Source organism: Paracoccus nototheniae (genome assembly GCF_004335005.1).
GTDB classification, from domain to species: Bacteria; Pseudomonadota; Alphaproteobacteria; order Rhodobacterales; family Rhodobacteraceae; genus Paracoccus; species Paracoccus nototheniae.
Genome location: NZ_RQRT01000032.1, coordinates 35228 through 47040 on the forward strand (window position 1 = coordinate 35228; position 11813 = coordinate 47040).

Annotated in this window: 10 protein-coding genes; 6 read left to right on the forward strand and 4 right to left on the reverse strand. The window is 67.3% G+C overall.

The window, feature by feature from the left end:
* Nucleotides 1–3: 3 nt before the first annotated feature.
* Nucleotides 4–729, reverse strand: coding sequence for a UMP kinase (gene pyrH / locus EG885_RS12645; protein ID WP_131575090.1), 726 nt, complete (start codon nucleotides 727–729; stop codon nucleotides 4–6).
* Nucleotides 730–810: 81 nt separating this feature from the next.
* Here pyrH and miaA point away from each other — a divergent pair, with 81 nt between their 5' ends.
* Together miaA and EG885_RS12655 are read left to right on the forward strand one after the other, a co-directional pair.
* On the forward strand, nucleotides 811–1713 hold the full coding sequence (miaA, locus tag EG885_RS12650) for a tRNA (adenosine(37)-N6)-dimethylallyltransferase MiaA (protein ID WP_131575092.1): 903 nt from the start codon (nucleotides 811–813) through the stop codon (nucleotides 1711–1713).
* Nucleotides 1714–1823: 110 nt separating this feature from the next.
* Nucleotides 1824–2870 carry a helix-turn-helix domain-containing protein gene (locus EG885_RS12655; RefSeq protein ID WP_131575094.1) on the forward strand — a complete coding sequence of 349 codons (1047 nt, stop codon included), beginning with the start codon at nucleotides 1824–1826 and terminating at the stop codon, nucleotides 2868–2870.
* A 162-nt stretch (nucleotides 2871–3032) separates the two neighbouring features.
* Here the strand turns inward: EG885_RS12655 and EG885_RS12660 are convergent, their stop codons facing one another.
* Together EG885_RS12660 and EG885_RS12665 are read right to left on the reverse strand one after the other, a co-directional pair.
* On the reverse strand, nucleotides 3033–3800 hold the full coding sequence (locus tag EG885_RS12660) for an RlmE family RNA methyltransferase (RefSeq protein WP_131575096.1): 768 nt from the start codon (nucleotides 3798–3800) through the stop codon (nucleotides 3033–3035).
* Between the two features lies 1 nt (nucleotide 3801).
* The gene (locus EG885_RS12665) at nucleotides 3802–4923 is read right to left on the reverse strand and encodes a Ppx/GppA phosphatase family protein (protein WP_131575099.1); all 1122 of its coding nucleotides are present in this window, start codon (nucleotides 4921–4923) and stop codon (nucleotides 3802–3804) included.
* A 166-nt stretch (nucleotides 4924–5089) separates the two neighbouring features.
* On the opposite strand from EG885_RS12665, the gene EG885_RS12670 reads away from it, so the two are divergent.
* Entirely contained in the window at nucleotides 5090–6541 is a 1452-nt protein-coding gene (locus EG885_RS12670) for a TrkH family potassium uptake protein (RefSeq protein ID WP_131575101.1), read from the forward strand.
* Here the strand turns inward: EG885_RS12670 and EG885_RS12675 are convergent.
* Nucleotides 6538–7932 carry a peptidoglycan-binding domain-containing protein gene (locus tag EG885_RS12675; RefSeq protein WP_242679636.1) on the reverse strand — a complete coding sequence of 465 codons (1395 nt, stop codon included), beginning with the start codon at nucleotides 7930–7932 and terminating at the stop codon, nucleotides 6538–6540. The two genes, EG885_RS12670 and EG885_RS12675, sit on opposite strands and share 4 nt — an antisense overlap.
* Nucleotides 7933–8055: 123 nt before the next feature.
* Between EG885_RS12675 and EG885_RS12680 the strand changes: the two genes are divergently transcribed.
* From EG885_RS12680 to glyS, 3 genes are read left to right on the forward strand one after another with little or no spacing between them, the layout of a single operon-like run.
* Nucleotides 8056–8982: a glycine--tRNA ligase subunit alpha gene (locus EG885_RS12680; protein ID WP_131575103.1), complete on the forward strand. Its 927-nt coding sequence runs from the start codon at nucleotides 8056–8058 to the stop codon at nucleotides 8980–8982.
* A complete protein-coding gene (locus tag EG885_RS12685) occupies nucleotides 8979–9455 on the forward strand; it encodes a DUF6446 family protein (RefSeq protein WP_131575105.1) in 477 nt (158 codons plus the stop codon). Before EG885_RS12680 ends, EG885_RS12685 begins: the two co-directional genes overlap by 4 nt.
* Complete coding sequence (gene glyS / locus EG885_RS12690; protein ID WP_131575107.1) at nucleotides 9455–11722, forward strand: glycine--tRNA ligase subunit beta; 2268 nt, start codon at nucleotides 9455–9457, stop codon at nucleotides 11720–11722. The genes EG885_RS12685 and glyS overlap by 1 nt, the downstream gene beginning before the upstream one ends.
* The last annotated feature ends 91 nt before the right edge of the window (nucleotides 11723–11813 follow it).

Consider the following 11813-nt stretch of genomic DNA (forward strand, 5'->3'; position numbering starts at 1 on the left):
GCCTCAGTGATGGACGCGGGTATAGATGCCGCGACCTTCCAGAATCGACCGGAAGCCGCCGGGCGCATCCAGCGAAAAGACGATGATCGGCAGCTTGTTGTCCCGCGCCAGTGCAATCGCCGAAGCGTCCATCACCCCCAGATGTTTCTGCAGGGCCTCGTCATAGCTAACCGTGTCATAGCGCTTGGCATCCGAAAATTTGTTCGGATCCTTGTCATAGACGCCGTCCACCTTGGTGCCCTTGAAGATCGCCTCGCAGGTCATTTCCGAGGCGCGCAGCGTCGCCGCCGTGTCGGTGGTGAAATAGGGGTTTCCGGTGCCTGCGGCAAAGATCACGATGCGCTTCTTTTCAAGATGGCGGATGGCGCGGCGGCGGATATAGGGCTCGCAGACCTCGTCCATGCGGATCGCGCTGATCACGCGGCAATGCAGGCCCCGGCCTTCCAGCGCGGATTGCATGGCCAGCGCGTTCATCACCGTGGCCAGCATCCCCATGTAATCGGCGGTGGTGCGTTCCATCCCCTGCGCGCTGCCTTGCAGGCCGCGAAAGATGTTGCCGCCGCCGATGACCATGCAGACCTCGACGCCCATCGCCTGCACGGCCTCGACCTCGCTGGCGATGCGGGCGACGGTGGGCGGATGCAGGCCATAGCCCTGATCGCCCATCAGCGCCTCGCCCGAGATTTTCAGCATCACGCGGCCATATTGACGGGGGGTCTCGGTGGTCATTGGGGGCTCCTGTCGCCGGTCGCTTTCATCGCGCCGTTAAATGTCGCAAAAGGGCGGCCGGATCAACTGCCCGGATGCCCCATGCTGGACCCCGACCTGACACAGATCGACGCCACGCGCCACCTGCTGATCGCGGGACCGACGGCCAGTGGCAAATCGGCGCTGGCGCTGGCGGTCGCGCAGGCACAGGGCGGGCTGGTGGTCAATGCCGATGCATTGCAGGTCTGGTCCTGCTGGCAGGTGCTGACCGCCCGTCCGACGGCGGCCGATCAGGCTGTGGCGCCGCATGCGCTGTACGGTCATGTCACGCCGGGACAGACCTATTCGGTGGGCGACTGGCTGCGTCAGGTGGCGGGCCTGACCGGGCAGCGGCTGATCGTCGTGGGCGGCACCGGCCTTTATCTGACCGCCCTGACCCAGGGGCTGGCCCAGATCCCCGCCACGCCCGCCGACCTGCGTCTGCAGGCCGATGCGCGACTGCGGATGCCGGGCGGGCTGGCCGCGATGGTGGCCGAACTGGACGCGCCCACCCGCGCGCAGATCGACCTGCAAAACCCCGTCCGCGTCCAGCGCGCATGGGAGGTCTGGCGCGCCACCGGGCGCGGCATCGCCGATTGGCAGGCCGAGACGCCGCCCCCGCTGCTGGCCGCCGCCGATTGCCAGCGCATCGTGATCACCAGCGACCGCGACTGGCTGGCAACCCGCATTGCCAGCCGCTTCGACACGATGCTGGCGCAAGGCGCGCTGGACGAGGCTCGCGCGATGCTGTCCCTCTGGGTTCCCGGCGCCCAATGGGCCAAGGCCATCGGTGCGCCCGAACTGATCGCCCATCTGCAGGGCGATCTCAGCTTGGCCGATGCCCGCGACCGGGCCGTCATCGCCTCGCGCCAATATGCAAGGGCGCAGCGGAAATGGTTCCGGATCCGCATGCGGGACTGGCAGATGTGGCAGACAAGCAACTTTGGATTGCATCGCGCGCCCTGATCGCGAAACCTGACAACCATTAATTGTGTTTTAACCTTGTGTCGCAATAGTTCGCGCATGGGGTGTCTTCCTGCGCCCGTCACCCGCAACGCCGATCGGACCCGGAACCTATGTCGCTTTGGGATCGCACCGACTGGAAGGGGGGATTTCCCTTCTCTCCGACGCGCCTCAGGCCATACGGCCCGGGCCGTGCGACAGCGACCGGTCAGGCCGTAACCGCCGCCACCATCCCCGACGATGGCATCGCCCCGCTGCCTTGGCGCGCGGGCATCGCGCCTTTGGGCCGGGTGGTGGTGCCCGACGCGCTGACCGTGCGGGTGGCCCCCGCCTCGCGCCGTTTCGCGCCCCGCCGTGCCAGCCTGCGGCTGATCCCGCTCGAGGCTTTTGCATGGGGTGGTCCGGCCGATCTGCGCGGCAGCCCCGCCCTGCCCCGCACCCGGCCCGATCATGTGCTGATCTGGGTGGCGTCGGGGCGGATGCGCCTGCAATTCCCGCGCCGGGACGTGGTGCTGGGGCCGGGCGATGTGCGCTATATCCCGGCGGGCACCGCCTTCACCGCCCGGCCTCTGTCGGGCGCCGGGGGGCATGTGCTGATGATCGCGCCGGAACTGACCGCCGATCTGGACCCGGCTTTGCCCCGGACCATGATCGCAGGCTGCGTCGGCGCTGGCGCCACCGCGTTTCTGGTCACCCTGCGCGATCTGGTGGACGAGGCCGCGCGCAGGCCCGATCGCGCCGCGCTGAGCTGCCATCTGAACCTGCTGTCGCTGCGCCTGTCACGGCTGGAGCCCGAACGCGACCATTGCCCCGGGACGCCACAATCCCCACCCGACCGACCGCTGGTCGAGCGCTTTCTGGCGCTGGCCGCGATCGAGATGGGGACATGGCGCACGCTGGCCGATCTGGCGCAGGATCTGGACACGACCCTGACCCAGCTGGACCGCGCCTGCCATCAGGCCCGGGGCCGCCGCGCGGTCGAATTGCTGCACGAGCTGCGTCTGGAACGCGCCGCTGAACTGCTGCGCCACACCGACCGCCCGACCGCGCGCATCGCGCAGGATCTGGGCTATGCCAGCCACACCCATTTCACCCGCGCCTTCGTCACCGCCACCGGCCGGACGCCCGAGGCCTTCCGCACCCAGATGCGCACATCCTGATCCCGAAAAGCCCCGCCCCTTCTTCTTCACGAAAATATCCTGCAGGGGGTGAGGCGCGCCCGGAAAAAGGTCCGGTGGACCTTTTTCAGCGCCGAACGCCCGCGCGCGGGCTGGGGGGGACGCAAAGTCCCCCTGCCGTCGCGGGACGCAAGCACCCCGGCGTCAGTCCTCGCCGAACGCCCCGCCCAGATCCTCGCCCAACGCCTCGCGTCCCTTGAACCCCGTCGCCACCACGAACTTCTCGGATGAATCGCTGCGGCTGGCGGGGGGCTTGACGTTCACGACCTTGGTGAACCGCTTTTTCAGCAGGGTCTGCATCTCGACCTCGGCGCCGCCCGCCAGAACCTTGGCGACGAAAGTGCCGCCCGGCTCCAGCACATCGAAGGCCAGCTGCGCCGCCGCCTCGACCAGAGCCACGATGCGGATATGGTCGGTGCCCTTATGCCCCGAGGATGAGGCCGCCATATCCGACATCACCACATCGGCGGGCCCGCCCAGCCAGCCCTTGACCAGATCGTCGGCGCCTTCGGACAGGAAATCCAGCACATGGATCTCGGCGCCCGCGATGGGATCGACCTCCTGCAGATCCAGCCCCAGCACCCGACCGACTTTCTTGCCCGATTTCTCGCCAAGTGCGTTCACCCGCGCCACGGCGACCTGACACCAGCCGCCCGGTGCGCAGCCCAGATCGACGACGCGGGCGCCGGGCACCAGAAAGCGGTACTTGTCGTCCAGTTCCAGGATCTTGTAGGCCGCCCGCCCGCGATAGCCCTCGCGCTTGGCGCGCACCACATAGGGGTCGTTCAGCTGCCGTTCCAGCCACAGGGTGGACGACAGTTTCCGCCCCTTGGCCGATTTCACCCGCACCCGCAGATCGCGGGCGCCCCGCCCGCTGGTCTTGCCGTCCCGGCTTGTCGGTGTCTTCGTCATCTCATGCCACTCCGTTCAGGCCGTCCGGCGTCAGCACCCCATCGCGCACCATCTGGGCGTAAAGCAACCCCTCTCGCAGGCCGCGATCGGCCACGGACAGCTTATTGGTGGGCCAGACGCGCATCAAAGTCTGCAAAATCGCCGCCCCCGACATGATCAGCGCATGGCGTTCGCGCCCGATGCGTGGATCCGTGCGCCGACCTTCGGGGCCAAGCTGCAGATAGGAATGGATCACCCGGTCGATCTGATCGCTGGTCATCTCCAACCCGTCCACCTTGGTCCGGTCATAACGGCGCAGGCCCAGAAAACTGGCCGCGACCGTGGTGACCGTCCCCGAAGTGCCGATGATCTGGAACCCCTCATCGGGCGATCCGTCGGCATAGGGGGTGAAATTGGCCAGCGCCTCTTCAAAGAACCAGCTCATCAGCGCGAACCGGCCCTGATCGTCCTCGACATCGGAAAACTGGTCGCGCAGCGTCGCCACGCCCAAAGGCACGCTGATCCAGTCCACGACCCGCGCGCCGCCGGGCTGCGGATTGCCGAACCCCTCGGACAGCCGCATGATCGCGCGCGGCCGTTCCTTGGGCTCGACATCCTCCAGATCGATCCAGACCAGCTCGGTCGAGCCGCCGCCGATATCGACGACCATCAGCGTCTCGGTCTTCTGGCTGACCAGAGGCGCACAGCTGATCACCGCCAGCTGCGCCTCTTCCTCGGAGCCGATAATCTCGATCGGCAGGCCGGTCTCGCGCCGGATGGTGCGCAGGAAATCGCGGCTGTTGCGCGCCCGCCGGCAGGCCTCGGTGGCCACCAGACGCATGTTGACGACCTTGTGCTGGTCCAGCTTGCGCTTGCAGACCTGCAGCGCATGCACGGTCCGGGCCATCGAACTGCGTGACAGCCGACCCGAAGCCTCCAGCCCCTGACCAAGCTGAACCGGCTTGGAGAAGCTGTCGATGACCTGAAACTGACTGCCCGTCGGACGGGCAATCAGCATCCGGCAAGAATTGGTCCCAAGGTCCAGCGCAGCATAAAGCGGCCCTTCCCCGGGATGTCGGGTGCCCGACGGTTCGACCGTATTTCTCGGGACCGCGTCCGCACCCGCAGGACGCTTGGGCGTCATGACACACGCCCTCCGATGACAAGTTGCACAAAAGGTAACCTGCCCGGGGGCGCCGTTCAAGGGGCGGCGGTGGTCGCACCATCGCGCACACCCCGCCCAAGGGGGCCGCGATCCACCCCGTGCGGTCCCGCTTGACGGCACCGCAACGGCGCGGCAAGCAGGTTCGATGATCGACATCCGCCCCGTAGCCCACCCGATCGGAAGGATCCTGACCGTTCTCGGGCTGTTCATGCTGGCGCCGATGGCGGTGGACTGGTGGGCCGGCGACCCGCATTGGGTGGTCTTTCTGGAATCCGGCATGCTGACGGTGGTCACGGGCGTGATGATCTCGACCGCGACGGCGGGGCGGTATGACCATCTGAGCCTGCATCAGGCCTTCCTGCTGACCTCGGGGATCTGGCTGGTCCTGCCCCTGTTCGGATCGCTGCCCTTCATGCTGGGCGCACCCGATGCCAGCTTTACCGATGCGATGTTCGAATCGATGTCGGGCTTTACAACCACCGGCACGACGGTCTTTCCGCAGCTGGACGATCTGGCGCGCGGCATCCATCTGTGGCGCGCGATCCTGCATTGGGCCGGGGGCCTTGGGATCGTCGTCGTCGCGATGGTCTTTCTGCCGGTCATGAAGGTCGGCGGGATGCAGTTCTTCCGGTCGGAAGGCTTCGACACGCTTGGCAAGGTTCTGCCCCGCGCCGGAGAGATCGCGGGCCAGATGACCCAGCTGTATCTGATTCTGACAGGGGCCTGCATCGTCACCTATCTGCTGCTGGGAATGACCGGGTTCGACGCCGTCGTGCAGGCCTTCAGCACCGTTTCGACCGGCGGGTTCTCGAATTACGACGCCAGCTTCGGCGCGTTTCTGGGGCCTGCGGAATGGGCGGCCTGCGTGTTCATGATCCTGGCCTCGATCCCGTTCATCCGGATGGTGCAGCTGATGCGCGGGCAGGCGCGTCCCTTGTGGCGCGACACGCAGGTGCGGGCCTATCTGCGCTGGATCGCCTATGCCTGCATCATCATCCTCGCGTATCGGATGCTGTGGCTGGGCCAGACCGGCCACCCCGAGGAAATTTTACGAGAGACCGTATTCAACACCATCTCGACTTTTTCCGGCACCGGCTTTGCCTCGACCGACATGACGGGCTGGGGGCATCTGTCGCTGACGGTGCTGATCATCTGCGGGCTGATCGGCGGCTGCACCGGATCGACGGGCTGTTCGGTCAAGGTCTTTCGCTATCTGGTGTTGTTCGAGGCCGTCCGCGCCCAGATCCGCCGCATGCATTCGCCCCACCGCGTCTATCCGCTGCGCTATGACGGCCAGCCGCTGGATCAGGACGTGGTCGATTCGGTCATGGCGTTTTTCACGCTGTTCTTTCTGACCTTTGGCCTGCTGATCGTCGGGCTGTCGCTGACCGGGCTGCATCCGCGCACGGCCCTGACCGCCGCATGGACCGCCATCGCCAATATCGGCCCGGTCTGGGGCCCCGAGATCACCAGAAACGGCTCGATCGCCGAATTCCCGACCTCGGCCAAATGGCTGATGACCTTTGGCATGTTTCTGGGCCGGTTGGAGCTGGTGTCGGTGCTGGTCCTGCTGCTGCCGCGGTTCTGGCGGGCCTAAGGCATCAATGGTGCGTCAGAGGCAGGCGCGTCCGGGGTGGGCGTCGCCGATCCGGGCACGGCAGCGGCGGGCGCCGGGGCGGCCTCGTTCACGCCGGGTGCGTGGCGGGTCAGGCTGTCGCTGATCTCGGCCAGAATGCGGGTCTGGGTGGCGGGATCCGAGGCGGGCCAGATCAGCACAAAGCCCTCGGCCCGGCCATCGCGGACCCAGCCCTCGGCGGCGCCGATATGGACATCATTCGTGCCGCGCAGGGTGACATGGCCCCGCCGGATGCTGCGTTCGGGTGCGGGCACCCAGCCAAGCGCCGTGACCAGCCCGGCCAGATCCAGCAATTCCTGTTGCCCGCCCGGCTGGCTGAACAGGATCATCGCCGCCCCGGAACCGTCGCGCGGCCCATAGATCGACAGCGCCCGTTCCGCCCGGTCGAATTGTAGCGCCTGCATGGGCGCGGTGACCGTCAGGCCGGTGGGTCTGTCGGGCAGGCTCTGCAACCCCATCTCGGCCTGCCATGCGCTGCGATGTTCGATCAGCAGCCGCAGCGCCGTGCCCGGATCGGTCGAGGCGCGGCCTTGCGCGATCTGCGCCTGAATGGCGGCCCGGGTCATGGGGCCGTCGGTGCCGTCGATCTCTCCGGCATAATGGCCCGCCCATCGCAGGGCGCGCTGCACCTCGTCCAGCGGCGGCAAGGGTTGGGGGCCGTCGGGATCGGACAGGCCGGGGGCCTGACCCGCATCCAGCGCTTGTCCCAGATCGGCGGCATCGACCAGCATCGCATCGTCGGGGATCAGGTCGGCCCGCGACAACACCGGCAACCAGGCCTGCCCGGCCGCATCGCTGACCGGGCCAAGCGCCACGGCGAACCAGCCATCGGGCAGGGCCCACAGCCCGGCTTCGGGGAACTCCTCGCGCGTGCGGGTCAGGGCGGCCTCAGCCTCGGCCCGCTCGGCAAAGGATTCCAGCCGCAGAAAGCCGGACGGGGCGGGCGGCGCCGGGGGGGCAACGTCGGGCGCGCCTGCCGTATCCATCGCGGGCCGTAGCGCCCCGCCACCGTCGCCCACAGGCGTCAGCGCGGTGCCCGCCGGGGGCACGCTGACAAAACTGTCGGCAGGCACCTGACCCGCCGCGCGCAACTGCCGCAGCCGCGCCTCGGCCCCGGCCGCGTCCAGCGGCCCAAGCGCGATGCCGGTCCAGCCGCCCGGCAGCGCCAGCGTCACCACATCGTCGAACCGTTCGGCCCATCCCTGCGCCGCCGCAGCCGCCTCGGGGCCGCGCCTGGCCTCCAGCCGGATCAGCGCATCCTGCGCCAGCGCCGCGCCCGGCATTGCACCCGCCAGGAGCCCGGCCAAAAGCACCGCCGCCACGCGCCCCATCGCGATCGTCCTGCCCGTCATCTGCCCCTGCCCCCCGTTGGTCGCGGGATCGCTGCCCGCTGCCCGGCCTTTATTGACCCTGTCCCACCGCGCGCCTAGAAGACGCGGGCGCCCTGCCCCCGATCTACGCAAAAGGATGCCCCGATGACCAGCCCCAACCGACCCCGCAGCTTTCAGGAGGTCATCCTGCGCCTCCAGACCTATTGGGCGGCACAGGGCTGCGCCATCCTGCAACCCTATGACATGGAGGTCGGCGCGGGCACGTTTCACCCGGCGACCACGCTGCGCGCCCTTGGGGGCCGGTCCTGGGCTGCGGCCTATGTCCAGCCCTCGCGCCGTCCGACCGACGGGCGCTATGGCGAGAACCCCAACCGGTTGCAGCATTACTATCAGTTTCAGGTGATCATCAAACCCTCCCCGCCCGATCTGCAGGATCTGTATCTGGGCAGCCTGCGCGCCATCGGGCTGGACCCGATGGTCCATGACGTCCGCTTTGTTGAGGATGACTGGGAATCCCCCACGCTTGGCGCATGGGGCCTGGGATGGGAGGTCTGGTGCGACGGGATGGAGGTCAGCCAGTTCACCTATTTCCAGCAGGTCGGCGGCCATGATTGCAAACCCGTCAGCGGAGAGCTGACCTATGGGCTGGAACGGCTGGCCATGTATGTGCTGGGGGCCGAACATGTCATGGACATGCCCTTCAACGCCCCCGACGCGCCCATCCCGCTGAGCTATGGCGACATCTTTCGCCAGACCGAACAGGAATACAGCCGCTGGAATTTCGATCAGGCCGACACGGACATGCTGTTCCAGCATTTCAAGGATGCCGAGGCCGAATGCGCCCGCATCCTGACCGCCGATCCGACCGACAGCGCCGGTCGCACCATCCCGATGGCCCATCCCGCCTATGATCAGGCGATCAAGGCCAGCCACATCTTCAACCTGCTGGATGCGCGCGGCGTCATCAGCGTGACCGAACGTCAGGCCTATATCGGACGGGTGCGGGCGCTGGCCAAGGGCTGCGCCGATCTGTTCCTGACCACGGATGCGGCGGGCGGGGTCGCCGCATGAACTGGGGCAGGATCGCCGCGCTGGCCCTGCTGGGCAGCGCGCTGGCTGCGGGTGGGGGCATGTGGTATGCGCAGGAATACGGCTATTACGACCCCATCGACCCGAACGGCCCCGGCGCCGCCCTGTCGGTGACCACCCCCGCAGGCGAGACGCCCCTGACCCTGACCGGGTTCGAGGGGATCGACGCGGACAGCTCTCCGCTGCGCTGGCGCGCCTGTGCCACGGTCGCGGGCATGCCCGCCGACGCCCTGCCCTTCGAGGGCGCCACGCCGCTGGTCGGCCCGCGCTGGTTCGCCTGCTTCGACGCGGCCCGGATCGGCGCCGATCTGGCGGATGGCACCGCCCGCGCCGTCCTGTCGGTCAGCGACATCCGCCCCGATGTGGACCGGGTGCTGGCCGTCTATCCCGATGGCCGCGTCTATGGCTGGCACCAATATGTTGACAAGACCCCGGAACGCGGAGTGATGGACTGATGCCCGACCTGCTGATCGAACTGTTTTCCGAGGAAATCCCCGCCCGCATGCAGGCCCGCGCGCGCGAGGATCTGCGGCGCCTTGTGACCGAGGGGCTGGTGCAGGCCGGCCTGACCTATGCCGGCGCCGGGGCCTTCTCGACCCCGCGCCGCCTGACCCTGACCATCGAGGGACTGACCCCCAACAGCCCCACCACGACCGAGGAGCGAAAGGGCCCCCGCACGGACGCCCCCGAAAAGGCGCTGGAGGGGTTCTTGCGCTCGACCGGCCTGACCCGCGATCAGTTGCAGGCCCGCGACGACAAGAAGGGTCAGGTCTGGTTCGCCACGATCACCCATCCCGGTCGCCCCGCCAGCGCCATCGTCGCCGAGGTGCTGGAAACCACGATCCGCAATTTCCCCTGGCCCAAATCCATGCGTTGGGGTGCGGGCACCCTGCGTTGGGTGCGCCCGCTGCATTCGATCCTGTGCATCCTTTCGGATGAGGCCGGGGCCGAGATTGTCCCCGTGAGCGTCGATGGCATCGCGGCGGGCAATGTCACGCGCGGCCACCGCTTCATGGCCCCCGACGCCTTCACCGTCTCGGGCTTTGACGATTACGCCGCGAAACTGCGCCGCGCCCATGTCATGCTGGATGCCGAGGAACGCGCCTCTGAAATCCGGTCGCAGGCCGACAATCTGGCCTTTGCGCGCGGCTGGCAGATCGTCCCCGACGAGGCGCTGCTGGCCGAGGTCGCGGGCCTTGTCGAATGGCCCGTCCCCCTGATGGGCGTGATCGAGGACCGTTTCCTGTCCCTGCCCCCCGAGGTTCTGCAGACCTCGATGAAGGAACATCAGAAATTCTTCTCGGCCCGCAATCCCCGCACCGGCCGGATTGAGGGTTTTGTCACCGTCGCCAATATCGCGACCCCCGATGACGGCGCCACCATCCTGGCCGGCAACCAGCGCGTGCTGGCCGCCCGCCTGTCGGATGCCGCCTTCTTCTGGGACAACGACCTGCGCGAGGCGAAGTCGGGCATGAAGGCGTGGGCCGAGGGGCTGTCTTCGGTGACCTTCCACAACAAGCTGGGCTCGCAAGCCGACCGCATCGAGCGCATCGCGGCCTTGGCCCGCGAGATCGCCCCGCTGGTCGGCGCCGACGCGACCCAAGCTGAACGCGCCGCGCGTCTGGCCAAGCTGGACCTGCGCTCCGCCATGGTCGGCGAATTCCCCGAGCTGCAAGGCACCATGGGCCGCTACTACGCGCTGGAGGCCGGAGAGCCCGAAGCCGTGGCCAACGCCGCCCGCGACCATTACGCGCCGCTTGGGCCTTCGGATGCGGTGCCGACCGCACCCGTGTCGGTGGCGGTGGCGCTGGCCGACAAGCTGTTCATCTTGATGGGTTTTTGGGCCGTTAATGAGAAGCCGACAGGCTCTAAAGATCCATATGCTCTTCGTCGTGCAGGTATCGGTGCCATCAAGTTGTTAATTGACAACAAAATCCCGCTACCTTTGCTGAAGTTCGTCGAAGACTACTTTGAGAACCATTTTGTCCTATTGGCCCGTGACCTTGGGAAGGATGAGGAGTCAGCTGTCACGGACCTAAAGACTAAGTTAGCTGATCAAAGCTGGCGCCCCACGCTATTGAGCAGCGAGGGAAGAACGCGGGAAGAATGTATCGAGAAACTATCTTCGCTGGAGAAGGAGCTAGCGGACGCGGTGTCGCATCGCGATGCGACGATAATGTGGCTCACTGACGCGCCAGCCGACCTCCTCGCCTTCCTCCACGACCGCCTCAAGGTCCATCTCCGCGATCAGGGCGTCCGTCACGACATCATCGACGCCGTCCTCGCGCAGGAGGGCAATGACGACCTCGTGCAGGTGGTGAACAGTGCCACCGCCCTCAACGACATGCTCAGGACCGAGGACGGAAAAAACCTCACCCAGGGCCTCAAGCGCGCCGGCAACATCCTGACCCAGGCCGAGGAAAAAGACGGCGTCGAATACAGCTTCGGCGCCGACGTCAAGTTCGCCGAGACGGACGAGGAACGCGCCCTCTTCACCGCGTTGGACACCGCCGGCCCGGCGATCCGCACGGCCATGGCAGCACAGGATTTCCCCGCCGCCATGTCCGCCATCGCTGCCCTGCGCACCCCCATCGATGCCTTCTTCGAGGCCGTGCAGGTCAACACCGACAGCCAGATCCTGCGCCGCAACCGCCTCAACCTGCTCTCGCGCATCCGCGACGCCGGCCGCCAGATCGCCGACTTCACCCGCATCGAGGGATAATCTACCGCTGCCAAAGGCCGCCGCGGTCTTTGGCAGCCCCCTGACGCGCCCCAAGACAGGCCCGAAACCCCTCCCAAAGGCTGTCCGCCCG

Coding starts and splice junctions, on each gene's coding strand:
- EG885_RS12675 (WP_242679636.1), bottom strand. CDS start 7,932: ATGACGGGCAGGACGATCGCGATGGGGCGCGTGGCGGCGGTGCTTTTG.
- glyS (WP_131575107.1), top strand. CDS start 9,455: ATGCCCGACCTGCTGATCGAACTGTTTTCCGAGGAAATCCCCGCCCGC.
- EG885_RS12685 (WP_131575105.1), top strand. CDS start 8,979: ATGAACTGGGGCAGGATCGCCGCGCTGGCCCTGCTGGGCAGCGCGCTG.
- EG885_RS12660 (WP_131575096.1), bottom strand. CDS start 3,800: ATGACGAAGACACCGACAAGCCGGGACGGCAAGACCAGCGGGCGGGGC.
- pyrH (WP_131575090.1), bottom strand. CDS start 729: ATGACCACCGAGACCCCCCGTCAATATGGCCGCGTGATGCTGAAAATC.
- EG885_RS12680 (WP_131575103.1), top strand. CDS start 8,056: ATGACCAGCCCCAACCGACCCCGCAGCTTTCAGGAGGTCATCCTGCGC.
- EG885_RS12665 (WP_131575099.1), bottom strand. CDS start 4,923: ATGACGCCCAAGCGTCCTGCGGGTGCGGACGCGGTCCCGAGAAATACG.
- EG885_RS12670 (WP_131575101.1), top strand. CDS start 5,090: ATGATCGACATCCGCCCCGTAGCCCACCCGATCGGAAGGATCCTGACC.
- EG885_RS12655 (WP_131575094.1), top strand. CDS start 1,824: ATGTCGCTTTGGGATCGCACCGACTGGAAGGGGGGATTTCCCTTCTCT.
- miaA (WP_131575092.1), top strand. CDS start 811: ATGCTGGACCCCGACCTGACACAGATCGACGCCACGCGCCACCTGCTG.